Origin of the sequence: Rathayibacter sp. AY1A4, from assembly GCF_002930955.1 — a bacterium.
Lineage (GTDB): Bacteria > Actinomycetota > Actinomycetes > Actinomycetales > Microbacteriaceae > Rathayibacter.
Genome location: NZ_PSTN01000026.1, coordinates 30,064 through 46,709, shown reverse-complemented (window position 1 = coordinate 46,709; position 16,646 = coordinate 30,064). Strand labels below are relative to the sequence as shown.

Sequence of the window (16,646 nt, the reverse complement as noted above, 5' to 3'; positions counted from 1 at the left end):
CCCCCCCCCCCCGAGCGACTCAGCGATGCTGATAGGAAGAGGCCGTGCCTCGACCTCATCTCTTCGTCACCCGCGGGAGCCTCCTCCACTTCGCCTGCGACGCGTGGCTCCTGCCGACGGACCGCTTCCTCTCGTTCACCGACTTCTGGCGCGGGGTCCCGCAGCTGGAGGATCGCGCACGCGCCGCGCTGACTCCGGAGTTCTCGGACGGCCGACAGGCGGCACTGCCGCTCGCGCCGCGCGACGGCGAGCCCACTCCCGTCCTCACCGCCGTCCCCGATCACGCCGTGCGCGACGCCGAGGACAGCGAAGGACTCGCCGACATCGCCCGCCGCCTCCGGGCCTTCGTCGAGGTCGCCGCGCGGACGGCGACGAGGGATCGGCGCACCGGGCGGCCGCTGCCGCTCCTGGCCGTGCCGCTCTTCGCGACGGCGGGCGGCGGATCAGGGACCCTCCGCGACGCCGTGCTCGCCCAGCAGCTCCGCGTGCTGCGGGAAGCCGCCGAGGCGTTCCAGGTCGACATCGCGATCGTCACCCTCCGCGCCGACGTCCACGCCTTTGCCCAGTCCAGGCGACGACTCGATCCCGCGACGTCCTGGCCCGAGCTGGAGGCTCCGGCCCTCGAGGAGGCGCAGAGCCTCGCCGAGCGCGCCCGTCGCCGCCGGCTCGTGCCCTTCCTCGGCGCCGGGACCAGCGTCAGCGCCGGCGGCCCCTCCTGGGACGGACTGCTCGAGGAGCTCGGCCGCGAGATCGGACTCGACTCCGAGACGTCCGCGGTCCTCAGCGGGAAGAACGTGCTCGACCAGGCGTCCTACCTCGCGACGCTCTTCGACGAGGAGAAGCCCGGACGGTTCGCCGAGGCCGTCGCCCGTGAGATCGGCTCCCTCGAGCGGTACGGTCTCGCGCCGGCGCTCCTCACCGCGATCGACTCCGAGCAGGCCATCACGCTCAACTACGACCGCCTCTTCGAGACGGCGTCCGAGGACGCGGGCGTCCCCCGCGCCGTCATCCCCGGCGACCACGAGGGCGACCACGAGCGCTGGCTGCTCAAGCTCCACGGCACCGTCGACGACCCGTCCTCGATCGTCCTCACCCGCGACGACTACCTCGGCTTCGACTCCTCCCGCCGCGCCCTCTCCTCGATCGTGAAGGCCACCCTCGCGACCCGGCACCTGCTCTTCGTCGGCTTCGGCCTCACCGACGACCACTTCCACGAGATCGTCCACGACGTCCGCCGCGCGTTCCCCTCCTCCGCCTCGGGAACGCTCGCGACCGCCCTCACCCTCTTCGCGGATCCGCTCGACGAGCGCCTCTGGCAGGGGAGGCTGCGGCTCGTGCCGATGCTGCCGGTGCCCCGCGATCCGTCCCGCGTCGGCGAGGCCGCACGCCTCCTCGAGATCTTCCTCGACGCCCTGGCGGCTTTCGCGACGGACGCCCACTCGTACCTCCTCGCGCGGGGGCACGAGAGCGCGATGACGGCCGCAGAGCTGCGGCTGCGGGAGCGGTTGACCGGGCTGCTCCGGGAGGCGACGGCGGGGGAACGGGCGACCGGGGCGTGGCAGGAAGTCGCGGGGATGAGTGAGCGGCTTGGTGGGGAGGGGCGCTAGCTCGGACAGCGCTCGTCCCTCGAGGGCCGAACGGCCGAGCCGGCGGTCATCGGCGAGTCCTGCGCGGATGGACGAAGGACCAGCGGATCGACTGATCGCGGGCGAGAGGTCACCGACCTCCCGCCCGGCACCGCTCAGACGGCGTCGTGGAGCTCGACGTTGTCCTGATACTCGAAGTGCGTCTGGACACGATCCGAGACGTCGATGTTCTGCAGCTTGCTGGACGCTGGGATGAAGCCCACCAGACCAGCTGCCGTCTCACCGGCCTGAGCCGTCCGGTAGACGAACTTGAGGATCGCGTCGTTGCGGGAGTGGTAGCCGTAGACCGCTTCGTCGACCGAGGCGGTCAACGAGTCCCAGTTGCTCTTCGCTCCGATCGCGGTGCCGAGGAGATGTGCGGCCTGGATCCGCGGCCCTCCGGGCTTCGTGCCCATGGACTGCGCGGCGACGACCATCGCCCTCGCTCCCAGACTGTGACCGATGAGCACGTACGACTTCGCGTTCGTGCGTGCAAGGAGATCACCGATGATCACGCCGGTCTTGTCGGCGCGGTTCTTCGCGACGTGCCAGGGGTTCCTCGCGAGGTCCGAGGCGATCATCGCCGGCCCGGCGACGCCTCCGAGAAGCTTCGCCCCCGCCTTGTGCCCGAGCGCCGCCGCTCCTCTGAGCAGCCCCATGGCGACGCCCTTGCCTGCTGCGCCCAGGGCGAGATCCGTCAGATCCCGCAACTCCTTCGACCCCCATCGGACGCGGTAGACGGGCGAGTCCGGGTAGCGGGAGTCGACGATCGATTTCCACTTGCCCCATCGGTCTCCCTCACCGTCGGTGAGGAACCCGTTAGCGACGACCACGGGGACGCCGCCCGTTCCCGGACGGAGCAGCTCGATCTGGAACGACTTGTCCTCGCTCAGGTAGGCGTTCGCGACCGATGCCCCGAGGACACCTCCCACCGCCGCTCCGACGGCCGTCACGACCGCCGTGCCGCCGGCCATGCCGAGCCCGCCCGCTGCGAGGGTGCCGCCGCCGAGCAGCGCGAGTCCGTGTGAGCTCGCCGCTGCGCCGGTGAATCCGCCGAAGACGCCGAGCGAGCCGATCGCGCCGCCGATGGCGGGAGCGGCGAGGAGAGCGACCGGCGCCGCCATCGCGAGGACAGCGATTCCGCCCACGATGATCTTGGAGGTCGCGTCGAGGTCGGGCTTCTCGTACTCGAGGAAGGCCTCGTAGTCGTGCAGCTCGCCGAAGGTCCCCTGGGCCTTCTCGAAGCCCGGGATCTCGTGCTTGTGCTCGGCGCAGAACTGGGGGACGCGCAGAGCGCCGCGCTCGCGCACCGCCATGTTGCCGCAGCCCACAGCCACGCACGGGAGCGTCGCGGATCCGCAGCCCTGGCAGACGTAGACGGGAAGCTGCCCCGCGGGACGGTTCGACTTCCGGTGCTCGGTGTTGAAGAAGCACGACGAGCACCATCCGTGCTGGACGTCCAGCAGCGAGACGTCGTCTGCGACGTCCGCGATCCACTGCGCCGTCTTCGCGTACGTCTCGGCCACTTTCTGTGCGGTCCGCCGCTCCTGCTCCACCTGCTGGAGAGCTGCCTTCTGCTCGGCCGGATCCGAATGCGCGAGAGCCTCGGCATTGGACGTCATCCGGGCGCGGTACCAGGTCTTGGCGTACGCCCACATGTTGCTGCGCAGTGCAGGATTGCTCTCGAGAACGCCACCGCTCTCCGTCACCGGCTCAAGATCGGTGAATTCCCCCGCAAGGGAGAGAGTCGCCCCCTGATCCGAGACCACATCCACTCGGAGACGGGTTCCTTCGACGACATAGGCGTGCAGTGAGCCGGGCATGGGTTGATCGTGCCATACCGGTCGAGGTCCGGTTCGCTGCGGAAGGGCTGTCGCCTCCATGCGGCCGCCGCTTACATCCGGCCCTTCATGGCACCCGACGTTCGACCCCGCTTGAACGAAATGCCCGGCTTCCCCGGCGTGCCGAAGGAACTGCAACCTGTTCACGACATCATTAGGAAGTACCGCAACACTACTGTCACGTACTCTCAGTCGGACCTCGTGCTGCCCCTGGCCCTCGCGACTCTTGACAGCGACGGCACCGTTACCGACCGATCAACCTTCGTTACAGAACCCATCACCATCACCGTCTCGGCAATATCGATAGTTGTTCTCACGCTCCTCTTCTGCTTCCGCCGCTCGCCTGTCAAATTCCGCTTCTCGTTCGCGCCAGGCGTCAATTTCCTGTGCCACCTCGATCTCGAGCGCACGACGACATTCTCCTACAGTGCCGATGTAATTGGCGGCCACGGAGTTGCCTGCTTGCGCTATGAGTCGCGCGTACGGTCGGGCTCCATCGGCTATGGACGCTCGCGGCGCATAATCGATGTAAGCCACAGTGTCATCGCCTACACCATTCTTGCCCACGCCCCCCTCCATGCTCGAGGCACTTGGGCGCCACCAGCCTGTTCTGACTAGTTCTTCGTTTATCGATCCACCCGGCGGTGCGACACTGGCCGCACCATTGCCGCCGTCGAGCCGATGAATGAACCCTTCAGTCCTGTGCGGCTCGCTCATGACAACCAGTACTTCCTGCCCGATCGGGAGAGCCATTTCCATTTCCTGCCGAGCTTGTTCGACACCGTTCTGAGTGGGCTGACAGGCTTGAGCAACCGGTTCGATGAGATCCAGGGTCACGGTGGCCCCGTCTACCCTCAACGTGGAAAGGTCACCGGCCTCTGGGCGTCCAGTGATCTTCCCTGAGAAAATACGTTCTTCAGCGTGAAGGTCAGCTGCAAGCATTTCCTGCACGTCACTGGCTGCTTCATCATTCTTCAACGCCCTGACGCTGACGATAGTACCTTCGCTTTTACTAGTTCCAGGTGAAATGTCTTGGGAAACGACGGTCCAGTTAGATTTACGCCAAATGCTCCGCTCGTTGAGCTTGTCCTCAGCGTTGATCTCAAGCCGGAGTCGATTTGCCAGCTTTTCAGCCTCGCTAAGTCTCATACCGACGAACATTGGAACGCGAACCTCACCCTCCTGCGGCCAATATTCGGGGGCAAAGGTTGCGCTAGGAGATGAGACTGGCGTTGCCGGGATAGTGGAGGCCGGTGTCGGACTTGCGGTAGGGGAGTCAGGAGCAGCGGACGAAACTGCAGGTACTTGACCGGCATCACTTGCGTCTCGGCCCTGAATTGTGCCCCCTGTGGCGTTCGCGAAGACACCGACGAGCACGACGAGCGCACTGACGATTAGAGCAATTTTCTTGTGGCGCTCGTAGCCTTGGAGGCGCAGACCCCGCTTGTCCCGCATAGCGCCAGCAAGCACGAGAATTAGGTCCACGAGCACCCATATCCCAAAGCCGCCGAAAGTCAGCAACTTCAGGATTGCGGTTCCCGTTTTGCCGAGGTAGAAGCGGTCGACGCCGAACCAGCCAAGGAGCAGTGCGAACAGCCACGTCACCAGGAACGACTTATCGCCGGTGCCAGCATCTCTAACGTACCTGATGATTGGCGGCCGCGGCGGAGGCTGAGAGGACATATTCTTTCCTTAGTTCATGGGGCATGCTTAGCGAAACACGCGTCACCGGGGGTGCCCTTCGATCGGGCTAATCGACGAGGTCGTCGTAACGTATTGCTTCCAGCAGCTCTGCAAGTTCGGGCTCATCCGACAAGTCGAGCGGCATGAACGCCTTCGTCACTCCGACCTGTCGAACATGCAAGTCCGTGCAGGTGTCGTTCAGCACCTGTATCGAATCCGTCGTTGCCCATTGAACTCCATCGACCGCGGCGCGATTTATTTTCGCCGCGACCAGTACATGTGGAATATGATTTCCGTAAGAATCGGAATCAGCAACCGCAACGGCAACGAATCGGACCGAGCGCAAACCGGGCGCAACTGCAAACGCCTCACGAGCGGTCACAAGAACACATCCAGCTACCGCGTGCTTATGCCAGTCCGCCGCTTCCTTTTTTGGCAGAGTCTTGATTGTAAGTCGTCCCGTGGGCGTAAGGTCGGGCTTTCTCTGCGGCATCGCGTCGGCAGCAGGCACGATTACGACCAGTGTTGCTTCACCGCCAGAGACACTCAGAGGAGCAGCGGCGGCGTCGTTGTCCTCAAAAGCGGCGGCCAGTGCCGACATTACGACTTCCGGCTGGTTGTCGACAAGTGATTGCCACTCCCTGTCGAGAACAGCTTGCGCATCTTCCTGTTGTGTCGCCAGCTGCCATCGGTGCCAGTCAATCTCCTGCCGAGCATCCGCCTCTGCGTTTGCAAGAGCCTGGCGCCGATGGTCGCGGGCGAACCAGCTAACACCCTGAAGATGTGCCGCTCGGTGGAGATTCCAGATTTCTACCTCGTTGATCTCTTCCAGCGGTGGAGCCAGCGGCCTCGTCGCTGGTGGGAATTCCTGCCGGTGCAGGTTGTCGATGCGCTTGTAGACCTCGATGAGCTGTTCTGCTGCTTCTGCTCTGCTTGCGGCTTCTACGGCCCGGGTGACCGAGCCGCTGGAGGTGCGACGAGCAACGCCGAGGCTGGTGGAGTACGTCACCGGTCCGATACCGGTGGAGAACCCCGGTGCCCCTGCGCCCAGGTGGAGCCGCGCGGCGCGCGGACCGAGGCTTGTCCTCACCCCGCGGCTCGACACGCGCACCCGGACGCCGGGTACTAGGCGCACTGAGAATCCCATGGTTCGCAGCCTAGAGGACAGCGAAAGTGGTGTTTGTTGGCAGGTTCGGGCATCTCTGGAGCGGTCCGGGTGATCCTTGATCCGTGGCGCAGCAGTGGAGGTTCGAACGTTAGTGAGTGGGAGTAGGACGACCGTCTGGCAGTGACGCAGTGCTCGGGCCAACAACGCACCGGCACGGCGTCGCCCGCGGTGAAACGCTCCCACTGCGCCGCCTCCAGCACATCACGCTCCGGCGGGTAGATGCTCATAACGTCAGCGACCCCGCGTCGGGGAAGTTGTTGCCCGCCAGTAGGAGGAGCGGCTCGTGGGGTCGCCGGGGCCGCCGATCAGGCCGGCGCGCGCGATCAGGGACGGCGCGGATCCGGCCAGCACGGCCTGCTCGCAGGCGGCCTTCGCGGCGCCGTACGAGGTGGGGTCGTCGGAGGGAGGGAGCAGCTCGGCGTCCTCGTCCGCTCCGACGACCGCGTTCTCGGCGTAGACGCTCGTGGTCGAGACGAGGACGTAGGCGCTGCAGCGCAGGTCGCGGACGGATCGGCGGACGTGCTGCGGGGTCGAGGAGACGTCGATCACCGCGTCCCACGGCGCCGCAGCCACGGCGTCGAGAGCGTCCTCGCGGTCGCGGTCGGCCTGGACGAGGGACACCCCCGCGGGCACGGCCGTCCCGCGCGCGAGGCAGGTCACGTCGTGGCCGCGCCGCAGCGCCTCCGCCGCGAGGTGCCCGCCGAGCCAGCCCGTTCCTCCGAGGATCAGCGTTCTCATCCCCGCATGCTCGCACGGGCCCCTCCCGCGAAGCCCGCTGAGGTGCCCGAGTTGGTCCCGAGAACGCTGAAACAGCTGCATTCTCGGGCGACTCGACACGGGCGACTCGACGCAGTGGGCGCCGAGCGAGCACCTCAGCGACAAGGGCCCCTCCACGAGCCCCCGCACACCCGGCCACCCGAGCCCGCCCGCGTCCTCTGTCCGGAATCACGCGGGCGGCTCGGGCGCCCGAGCGGCTCACACGACGACGAAGGCGTCCAGGATCAGCGAGTTGCCCGTGGAGGCGGCGTTGCGCTTGCTGCCGCGGCGGATGGTGATGGTGTGCTCGCCGGCGCTGAGGGTGCTGCTGGTGAACACCGTGCGGGCCGAGCGGTTCGTGGCGCTGTAGCGGTCGACGGAGGCGACGAGCACGCCGTCGATCAGGACCTCGTTGATGCCGGAGGTCGGGGTGATCCGGCTCACCCAGCTGACCTTCGTGCCCCGGAAGCGGAGGGTCGCCGAGGCCGTGGAGGTGCTGGAGTACGAAATGCTGCCGCCGCTGTCGGCGGTGCTCGCGAGCGTCGCCCAGGTGCCGACCGTCGCGATGACGGCGGCTCCGTTCTGGTACGTCCCCGCCGCCGGCAGCGTCGAGGTCGGGGTGGGCGTGGACGTGGCCGTCGGGGTCTCTGTCGGAGTGGGCGTGTCGGTGGGGGTCGGCGTGTCCGTCGGTGTCGGCGTGCTGGTCGGAGACGCCGTCGCGGTGGGGGTGGGGGTCGACGTGGAGACGGTCCCCGCGGTCACGACGAAGGCGTCCAGGATCAGCGTGGATCCGGTGGACGCCGGGTTGCGCGTCGTCCCGCGGCGGATCGTGACCGTGTGGGTGCCGGCGGCGATCGGCCCGCTCGTCCACACCGTCTGACCCGAGCGGGTCGTGGGGCTGTAGCGGTCGACGGTGGCGACGAGGACGCCGTCGAGCAGCACCTCGTTGATGCCGGAGGTCGCCGTCATCCGGCTCACCCAGCTGACGCCCGTGCCCGAGAAGCGGAAGCTCGCGGACGCTCCGGCCGAGCTGGAGTAGCTGATGCTCCCACCGCTGTCGGCGGAGGAGGAGATCGTGCTCCAGGTGCCCGCGGTCGTGATGAGCGGCGAGTAGTTCTGGTAGGTGCCCTCGCCGGGGATCGACGAGGCGGGCTCGTCGGGCAGCGGAACGACCGGCTGCTCCGCGAGCCAGCGGTCGAACGTGTCGAGCATGTCCTTGTTCGTCAGGCTCGGCACGTTGTGGCCGTTCGGAGCGCCGTCGGTCGGCGTGTAGAGGACCACGGCCTCCTTCGCCACGGGCTTCGCGAGCGCGACCCACGCCCCTCCGTGGACGGCGATGGGGACGAGGACGTCCTCGGTCGAGCCGGTCGTGCGGATCCGCGCCCCCGCCCACGAGGCCTGCGGCAGCAGCGCGGGGTCGGTCGCCGGGATCGTCGAGGGGTCGTTGTCGTAGTCCGGCAGAACCCGCTCCGGGTCGCGGCGGGCCATGTCGGCCATGTCGTAGACGCCGGCCGCGTGGTACGCGCCGCGGATCTCGGGGACCAGCTTGTTGCCGTACGCCCAGCAGAGCAGTGCGCCACCGCCGGAGTTCGAGCGGAGGAAGCTCGCGCCGATCCGCCACGTCTTCTGGAACCAGGCGACCGCGTCCACCTGCATGGCGACGGCCCGCTTGTTCGTGTAGATGCTGCCGCCGTAGTTGGGGCAGATCGAGATGACGCCCTTGTCGACGGCCTGGTCGGCGCTGTACTGGTAGGCGCCGGACAGGGCCGCGTAGGTGCTCCCGTTGGCGTGGTAGTACCAGTAGACGACCCGGCCGATCCGCTGCGAGGGGACCGCGGTGTGCGGGACGAAGAGCCGCGCGCGGTCGGTGCCGATCATCACGTCGATGATCTGGTACGGCTTCTTCCCCACGCGCGAGATCGCCGTGTCGCTGCGCCCGAGCTCGTTGGGCAGCGGCGGGATCACGCTGTAGTCGGGCGCCGCGGACGCGGTCATCGCGTAGGCGAAGGCGGATCCGACGCCGAGGGCGGCTCCGGTGAGGACGAGACGGCGGCTGTGGCGCGCAGGAGAGGACATGGGATCCCGACGTGGAGAGGGCTGCTCGGTCGGCGGAGCCTGACCGGAAGGAGTGAGGGGGGTGCTGCGGTCCGGATCGGACCACCGTGGAGGGGGCGCGGTGCGGTCCTTCGGGGGACCGTGCGGGCGGGCAGGCGCGAGTGCATCCTCCCGCGTCCGCCGCGCGACCGCCAGACCCGCTTCAGGGACACCCGCGGCGGCGCTCCCACCTCGCATCGAGCGGCGGAGGGACGCGAGAAGGTCCTGGTGAGAGCGCTATCTCGCGCCACTGCTCTGGAGATGCCCGCCACGGGAGCGGAACCGCATCGTCCCGGTGGCGGGACACCGGGGCGGCACGGGGCTGGCACGGATCCAGGCCGCCGTGCGCCCGGCGCGAGGGCCGTGCGCACGTCAACACGCCAGCGGGAGGCCCCTGGGTAGGTCGCGTTTTCTGGACACCACCTGAGCGCTGGTTCAGCGCTCGCTCTCCCCCTTTTGCGTGCCCACCGGATCGGGGGCCCGTCGTCCGCCGCCCACGTCCCGTCTCAGGGGGACAGGGCGCCTCCGAGCCGCGACCTATCGTGATCCCGCTCCATCCGGAAGGCCCGGCGAGGCGCCCCGGGGGGAGGTCGATCCGTGTCGAACGCGCATGCTCGACCGAGCCACGACCGCTCGATCGCCCTCGGCCTCGTCCTGCTCCTGCTCGCCGCCGTCCTCGTGGTCCTGCCCGCGTCGAGGGCCGCGGCGGCCACGGTCCTGCTCCAGGAGGGCTTCGGCGGCACCAGCGTCGCGGACTCGGCCTGGCAGGCGCTCGACGGGGGCTGCATCACCCGGGCGACGACCGCACCCCCGGCCGGGTCCTCGAACCTCGGCGTCTGCGCCAATCGGACTCAGGCCCCCGTCGCCGCGACGAGTCCGGGCTTCCTCCAGCTCACCGATGCCCGGAACGACGCCAAGGGCGGCGCGGTCTTCAACCGGCCCATTCCTGCCGCGGGCGGCATCGACGTCCAGTTCGACCAGTACCAGTACAGCTCCGCGCTCGGCCTCCTCGGAGCAGACGGCATCGGCTTCTTCCTCACGGACGGCTCGAAGTCCCTGACGGCGGCCGGAGCCCCTGGCGGCTCGCTCGGCTACGGTCAGTCCGCGACCGTCGAGGGTGTGAACGGCGGCTATCTCGGCATCGGCATCGACGCCTACGGGAACTTCTCGGCCAGACCTCCCACGCAGAGCACGACACCCAACGCCCCGCCCACCTACGGACTCGGATTCGGGTGCCCCTCCGGCTCAGGCCAGGGCCAGGTCGCGAATCAGATCGTCGCCCGCGGTGCAGGCCAGGGCCAGACCGGCTACTGCTTCCTGCAGGCCGCGCCGCCGCCGACGCTCACCTCCGTCCGCACCCCGATCACCGTCTCGTCGGGCAATCCGCCCGCGAGCTACGGCAGGACCGTGCGGATCACCGTGTCCGCCACGGCCTCCCCCGTCGTCACGGTCTACTGGGGCACCTCGGCGGGAATGGCCGCCTCCGCGCTGACGCAGCTGATGCAGTTCACGATGCCGACCGCAGCGCCCTCGACCTACAAGCTCGGCTTCACGGCGTCCACCGGTGGATCGAACGACACCCACCTCGTCCGCAACGTCTCCGTCTCGTCCATCAACACTCTCGACGACATCACTCTGGTCAAGCAGATCGACCGCACCACCACGCAGCCCGTCGCCTACGCCGAGGGATCCGTCATCCCCTACCAGTTCGTCGTCACGAACGGGTCTATCCGGGGCACGCTCACCGGCATCGTCGTCACGGACCCGAAGGCCGCGAGCATCTCCTGTCCGACGACGACCCTGCTCCCGCTCGCCTCCACCATCTGCACGGGATCCCATACGGTCACGGCCGCCGAAGCGGTGGCCGGCTCGTTCGTCAACACGGCGACCGCTGCAGCGACGAAGACGGAGACGATCTCGAACGTCGTGACAACGACCCCCGTCACGAGCAGGACCGCCACCGCCACCGCCCCCATCGCCGCCCCGGCTCCCGCTCTGACCCTCACCAAGACCGCCCTGCTCACCGACACGAACGGCAATGCCCAGGCCGACGCCGGAGAGCAGATCCGCTACTCCTTCCTCGCCCTCAACTCCGGCACCGTCACACTGCAGACGGTCGCCGTCGCCGACCCGAAGGTCTCCGGCATCACGCCCGCCTCGACGCAGCTCGCCCCCGGAGCGAGCGCCACCTTCACGTCGGCGCCGTACACGGTCCTTCAGACCGACATCGACAAGAACACGTCGCTCGTCAACACGGCGACCGTCTCCGGCCGCACCCTGGCCGCCACGCCCGTGACGGTCACCGCGACCTCCACGGCTACCACGCCGATCCGCTACGCGCCCTCGATCTCGCTGACGAAGAACGGCACGATCCCGACCGGCGCCGCCGTGGGCTCGACCGTCTCCTACAGCTTCACCGCCACCAACACCGGCAACACCGGGCTGAGCGCCGTCGCGGTCACCGACCCCAAGAGCGGGCTCTCCGCGCTCGCCTACTCCTGGCCGGGGACCGCCGGGCGCCTGGAGATCGGCCAGTCGGTCACCGCGACCGCCTCGTACACGCTCACGCAGGCCGACGTCGACGCGGGCCAGGTCCTCAACACCGCGACCGCGACCGGCACCCCTCCGACGGGCGCCGCCGTCACGGCCACCGCCTCGCGGACGGTGACGATCACCCGCACGAACGACCTCGCGCTCGCCAAGACCGCGAACCCCGCCTTCATCAGCGCCGCCGGCACCGTGGTGACCTACACCTTCCGCGCGACCAACACCGGCACCACCACCCTCACCGCGGTCGCGATCAGCGACCCCAAGAGCGGGCTCTCCGCTCTCACCTACTCCTGGCCGGGCACTTCCGGACGACTGCTGCCCGGCCAGGTCGTCACCGCGACCGCCGCCTACACGACCACCGCCGCCGACGTCACCGCCGGCACGATCGCCAACACCGCCACGGCGACGGCGACCGGCCCGACCGGCGGGGCGTTCACCCGCACCGCCTCGGTGAGCATCTCGGTGATCCCCGATCCTGCCGCCGACGCCGCAACGGTCGTGCAGGGCGGATCGGTCGTGATCGACGTGCTCGCGAACGACGGGCCCGCCGCGACCGGAGCGACCTTCTCGCGCGCGCAGCTCTCGGCGACCCCGAAGGCGATCGGAGGCGCGGCGACCCCCGCCCCCGCCACTCCCGTGCAGGGGTCCGTCTCCTGCGTCGCGAGCGGAGCGACCCGCGGCCAGTGCACCTACCGCCCGATCGCCGCCTTCGTCGGCACCGACGTCTTCGACTACTCGCTCTCGGGCCAGTACGGCACCTGGAACGTGCGGGTCACGGTCACCGTCACCGCGCTCAACCGCGCGCCGGTCGCCCGGCCCGACCGCGTGGTCGCGACCACCGGCGGCCCCGCCGTCACCGTCGCTCCGCTCGCGAACGACACCGACGAGGACGCGGGCACGACCCTCGCCCTGGTCGGCACGAGCGTCTCGGCCGGGCTGCGCGGCACCTTCTCCTGCTCCGGATCCACGTGCACCTACACGCCCGCGGCCGACGGCTGGACCGGCAGCGCGACGATCGCGTACACGGTCACGGACGGCGCGCTCACGGCGGGTGGCACGATCACGGTCTGGGTCGATCCCGCTCCGCTCGTCCGGCGCGGATTCTCCGGCACCGGCAGCACGAGCGGAGCGGTCGGGCTCGGCGCCTGGACCAGCTCCTCCGTGGTCGCCACGCCCGTCGCGAGCTGCACGGCCGGTCGGCCGAGCACCCTCGTGAGCTGGTCGGCCGCCACCGGAGCGACCGGCTGGACCCTCGAGCGCCGCCTCGCGGGGACGACGCCCGGCCCCTGGACCGTGATCGCGGCACCCGCCGCCTCCGCGACGAGCTTCACCGACGACCGGGTCGGCGAGGGCCGCAGCTACCAGTGGCGGGTCCGCCCGGACCTGCAGCGCTGGCTCGGAGTCGCGTCCGCCGCCTCGACCGCCGTCGCCCAGCCGGCCGTCACCACCGCCGGAGGCTGCTGATGCCTCCCCGCCGACACCCCTCTCGTCCTGCACGTGTCCTCGTGAGGGAGACCACGCCCGCACCGGGCACCACCCACCAGAAAGGAACGGTCGCCATGACCACCACAGCACCCACCCGTCGCAGCCCCTGGAAGAAGATCGCCCTCACCGGCGGCGTCCTCCTCGCCGCGGGAGCCCTCGCCGGCGCCGGCGCCTTCGCCGTGTTCACCGACTCCGGGACCGCCAGCGTCACCGCGGACGCCGGACAGCTCGACATCAACCTCGACGGCACCTTCATCGTGACGGACATCGCGCCCGGAGACACCATCCAGCGCCCGGTGACGATCGTCCTGCCGAACGCCACCAACGACGGCGACCTCGTCTCGTCGGTGCGCTTCTCGCAGGCGGTCACCAACGACGTCGTGGGATCCGACACCACCGACCAGAACCGTGTCGGCCAGTCTCTCGTCTCCGGCCCGAACGGCCTCGACTACCGCCTGCTGACCTGCTCCACCGCCTGGACGACCGCCCCCACCACGACTCCGGCGGGCCCGTACTCCTGCAGCGGGACCACCACGGTCACCGGATCCGGCAAGCTGTCGTCCATCGGCGGCCAGGCCGGCGCGGTCGACTTCACCCCGGCGAACTTCGGCATCACCCCCACCACGACCGGGACCTTCCCCTCGGACGCCGGTGACGTGACGCTGAACACGCTGATCGAGCTCGTCCTGCCGACCGCGGCCGACAACGCGTACGAGAACGCCTCCGCCACGGTCACCTTCACGGCCGCCGCGATCCAGCGCGCCGGCATCCAGAAGTAGACCGTCCTCCACCGCCTCCGTCCTGCCCGGCCGCCACCGGCGCGGGGCGGAGGCATCCCCCTTTCCTCCCGGAGTCGTCCCCATGCCCCACGCCCGTGCGCTCGTCGCCGTCCTCGCGGTGGTGCTCCTCGCGCCCGCGGCGAGCGCCGAGCCCGTCGGCGTGCTCGACGTGCGCGAGCTCTCGGCGCCCGGATCCCTCACCGACCTCGCTCCGGGCGACCGCGCCGAGTGGGCGGTCGAGGTGACCAGCACCGGCCTGTCGCCGCAGGGGGTCTCCGTGGCCTTCGCGGTCGACGGAGGGACGCTGGCGCAGGACCCGCGCGACGGCCTCCAGCTGTCCGTCGAGCTCTGCGACTCGGCGTTCACGGTCGCCGAGGTCGTCGACGGGGAGCGCACGGTCGAGCGCTACCTCTGCCCGGAGGACGCGATGCCGCTCGGATCCGGACCCGCGGCGACGCTCGGCCGGCTCGACGGTGTCCGTCCGCTCGAGCGCGGGGCCACCGTGGGCGTGCGCGTCCGCGTCCTGTTCCCGGAGTCGGCCGGCAACGGGACCGAGCTCGCGGCGGCGTCGCTGCGGGTGCTCGTGGGCACGACGGAGGAGGATCCCTCCGCGACGCCCGGCCCCGGCTCCTTCCCCGGAGCGGCGGGCGGCGGGCTGGCCGTCACCGGCCGCGATCTGGGCGCTGCGCTCCTGGGCGGGATGCTCGCCCTCGGCTCGGGCGCCCTGCTCGCCGCGGCTGCGCGCCGTCGTCACCGGAGGGAGCAGGCGTGAAGGCCCTCCGCGCTCTCCTCGGCGGCCTGGTCACGATCGTGGCCGTCGCCGGCATCGCCGTCTTCGTCCTCTCCGCGCTCGGTCTCGTGCGGCTCGTGCCGGTGCTGTCGAACTCGATGGCGCCCGGGATGCCCGTCGGCTCCCTCGCCGTCACCCTGCCCGTCGACCAGGCCGCGATCCGCGCCGGCGACGTGATCGTCTTCACCGACCCGGACGATCCGGGCCGCCGCGTCATCCACCGCGTCACTCTCGTCTACTCCGAGGAGGAGGCGGCGGCACTCCGCGACCGCGAGCCCGGCCAGCTGGCGCTCACCACCAAGGGCGACAACAACGAGTCGGCCGACCCGTGGATCGTGACGATCGCGGACGAGCGGATCTGGCGCGAGAGCTCGGTGGTGCCGCTGCTGGGCTGGCCGAGCATCGGCCTCGCCCACCCGGAGGCGCGGTTCGCGCTCTTCGCCGCGGGCGGCGCGGTCATCGTGGGCGCGCTCCTGATCGCCATCTGGCGCCGCCCCGCGGAGGTCGCCCCGTGAGCGGCGCGCACCGCTCGTCGGACGGCACGCCGCCCCCGGAGCCCCTGCGTCCGCCCGCTGAGCACGGACGGCACAGCGCCCGGCCGTCCTCCCGCGACCGCGGAGCCCCGCGCCACTCCCCCGAGGTCCGCCGCCGCGTGGTCTCCCGCGCCGGCCTGGCGGGACTCGTCGCCGGCGCGCTCGTCCTCGGCGCCGCCGCCACCGCCACCGCCGTGCTCCTGGACCGGGGCTCCGTGAGCGCGCGGGTCGCCTCCGGCACCGTCATCGCGACGTTCACCGGCACCGGAGCGACGACCGTGCCGGTCCCCGTCGCGGGCCTCGTCCCCGGTGGCACGGCCCGGCGCCTCCTCGACCTGACGAACGCCGGGACCCTGCCGATGTCGGCCCTCCAACTGCAGGCGGCCACCGGCACCGACCTCTCGGACGGCCTGCAGCTCGCGATCGAGCGCTGCTCGCTGTCCTGGTCGGCCGACGCCGCGACCTGCCCCGGCACCGTCACCACCGTGTCGGCCGACCGCCCCGCCGCCTCCCGCCTCGACCTGCCCGGCTCCCCAGCTCTGGCCGTCGGAGCGACCGACCACCTCCGCCTGACCGTGCGCCTGTCGGAGTCCGCGCCGTCCGCCGCGCAGAGCACCTCGGCGACCCTCACCGTCACCGTCGTCGGCGTGCAGCGTCCGGGCCGCCAGCTGTAGGCGCGGCGGGCCCACGCCTCGGCGGCACCACCGCCGCGCCGTCCCCATCCGCGCTGAGGTGCCCGGGACGGTCGTCGACACGCCGGAGCGGGCGACCGTCTCGGGCGACTGAGTGGGGCCGCGGGGTCCTCGGTGGTGCCTCGCTACTCGCGCAGGGATGCCACGGCGTCGTGGAAGCTCGGCACGTCGGAGAGCACGCCCTCGGGGCCCAGCACCGTCCAGGTCGTGCCCGTGCGGATCAGGACGCCCAGCTCCTCGGCGGGCCGGCGGCGGGTGCGGCGCAGCTCGAGCACGAAGACTCCTGGATGCGCCTCTCTGATCTCGGGAGTGCGCCGGTCGGGCAGCATCACGAGTCCTCCCCGAGGGTCAGCGGTAGACGCTCCACTCCTTCTTCACGATCCGGCGCTCCTCGCCGTCGACCGCGACGATCCACTCGCCGTCCTTCTTGGCCACGACCCGCCCGCGCAGGTACTGCGGCTCCCAGCCGTCGGCCTTGTTGACCCATTTCACGAACCGCGCGAACCGCCCCGGTGCCACGTCGTCTCTGGACATCTCTCGACTCCCCTCGTCGTCACCGGCACGTCCATCGCCCTCCGTCAGGAGAGCACCTCGCCCAGCGCGAGGGGGACCTCTCCTGTGAGGTCTCGAAGCCGGTTCACCGACGGTAG

The 16,646-nt window shown here is 70.2% G+C and carries 13 protein-coding genes; 6 read left to right on the top strand and 7 right to left on the bottom strand.

All coding sequences use genetic code 11. The annotated features are described in order from the left end of the window. The first annotated feature begins 44 nt into the window (after positions 1-44). Positions 45-1,607 (top strand): SIR2 family protein, encoded by a 1,563-nt coding sequence (locus C5B92_RS14085; protein ID WP_104350518.1) that lies wholly within the window; start codon positions 45-47, stop codon positions 1,605-1,607. A 134-nt stretch (positions 1,608-1,741) separates the two neighbouring features. Here C5B92_RS14085 and C5B92_RS14080 read toward each other — a convergent pair whose 3' ends face one another. The 5 genes from C5B92_RS14080 to C5B92_RS17405 form a co-directional block, all read right to left on the bottom strand. Then, the gene (locus C5B92_RS14080; RefSeq protein ID WP_219814355.1) at positions 1,742-3,613 is read right to left on the bottom strand and encodes a DUF726 domain-containing protein; all 1,872 of its coding nucleotides are present in this window, start codon (positions 3,611-3,613) and stop codon (positions 1,742-1,744) included. Between the two features lie 108 nt (positions 3,614-3,721). Then, the gene (locus C5B92_RS17410) at positions 3,722-5,071 is read right to left on the bottom strand and encodes an NINE protein (RefSeq protein WP_374952939.1); all 1,350 of its coding nucleotides are present in this window, start codon (positions 5,069-5,071) and stop codon (positions 3,722-3,724) included. Between the two features lie 145 nt (positions 5,072-5,216). Next, positions 5,217-6,158, bottom strand: coding sequence for a hypothetical protein (locus tag C5B92_RS16975; protein WP_146079331.1), 942 nt, complete (start codon positions 6,156-6,158; stop codon positions 5,217-5,219). Between the two features lie 390 nt (positions 6,159-6,548). Continuing rightward, positions 6,549-7,055 carry an NAD-dependent epimerase/dehydratase family protein gene (locus tag C5B92_RS14070; protein ID WP_181028839.1) on the bottom strand — a complete coding sequence of 169 codons (507 nt, stop codon included), beginning with the start codon at positions 7,053-7,055 and terminating at the stop codon, positions 6,549-6,551. 237 nt (positions 7,056-7,292) lie between these two features. After that, the gene (locus C5B92_RS17405) at positions 7,293-9,149 is read right to left on the bottom strand and encodes a hypothetical protein (protein ID WP_181028838.1); all 1,857 of its coding nucleotides are present in this window, start codon (positions 9,147-9,149) and stop codon (positions 7,293-7,295) included. Positions 9,150-9,764: 615 nt separating this feature from the next. Here C5B92_RS17405 and C5B92_RS14060 point away from each other — a divergent pair. From C5B92_RS14060 to C5B92_RS14040, 5 genes are all read left to right on the top strand, one after another. Next, positions 9,765-13,181: an Ig-like domain-containing protein gene (locus C5B92_RS14060; RefSeq protein ID WP_104350516.1), complete on the top strand. Its 3,417-nt coding sequence runs from the start codon at positions 9,765-9,767 to the stop codon at positions 13,179-13,181. Between the two features lie 95 nt (positions 13,182-13,276). Further along, entirely contained in the window at positions 13,277-13,981 is a 705-nt protein-coding gene (locus C5B92_RS14055; protein WP_104226366.1) for a TasA family protein, read from the top strand. An 82-nt stretch (positions 13,982-14,063) separates the two neighbouring features. Beyond that, complete coding sequence (locus C5B92_RS14050) at positions 14,064-14,753, top strand: hypothetical protein (RefSeq protein ID WP_104350515.1); 690 nt, start codon at positions 14,064-14,066, stop codon at positions 14,751-14,753. Beyond that, positions 14,750-15,286 carry a signal peptidase I gene (locus C5B92_RS14045; protein WP_104350514.1) on the top strand — a complete coding sequence of 179 codons (537 nt, stop codon included), beginning with the start codon at positions 14,750-14,752 and terminating at the stop codon, positions 15,284-15,286. Before C5B92_RS14050 ends, C5B92_RS14045 begins: the two co-directional genes overlap by 4 nt. Further along, entirely contained in the window at positions 15,283-15,978 is a 696-nt protein-coding gene (locus C5B92_RS14040; protein WP_104282957.1) for a peptidase, read from the top strand. Before C5B92_RS14045 ends, C5B92_RS14040 begins: the two co-directional genes overlap by 4 nt. Positions 15,979-16,121: 143 nt before the next feature. Here the strand turns inward: C5B92_RS14040 and C5B92_RS14035 are convergent, their stop codons facing one another. Next, on the bottom strand, positions 16,122-16,328 hold the full coding sequence (locus C5B92_RS14035; RefSeq protein WP_146079329.1) for a hypothetical protein: 207 nt from the start codon (positions 16,326-16,328) through the stop codon (positions 16,122-16,124). 16 nt (positions 16,329-16,344) lie between these two features. Next, the gene (locus C5B92_RS14030) at positions 16,345-16,530 is read right to left on the bottom strand and encodes a hypothetical protein (protein WP_104223398.1); all 186 of its coding nucleotides are present in this window, start codon (positions 16,528-16,530) and stop codon (positions 16,345-16,347) included. Between the last annotated feature and the right edge of the window lie 116 nt (positions 16,531-16,646).

Coding starts and splice junctions, on each gene's coding strand:
- C5B92_RS14070 (WP_181028839.1), bottom strand. CDS start 7,055: ATGAGAACGCTGATCCTCGGAGGAACGGGCTGGCTCGGCGGGCACCTC.
- C5B92_RS17405 (WP_181028838.1), bottom strand. CDS start 9,149: ATGTCCTCTCCTGCGCGCCACAGCCGCCGTCTCGTCCTCACCGGAGCC.
- C5B92_RS14055 (WP_104226366.1), top strand. CDS start 13,277: ATGACCACCACAGCACCCACCCGTCGCAGCCCCTGGAAGAAGATCGCC.
- C5B92_RS14050 (WP_104350515.1), top strand. CDS start 14,064: ATGCCCCACGCCCGTGCGCTCGTCGCCGTCCTCGCGGTGGTGCTCCTC.
- C5B92_RS14030 (WP_104223398.1), bottom strand. CDS start 16,530: ATGTCCAGAGACGACGTGGCACCGGGGCGGTTCGCGCGGTTCGTGAAA.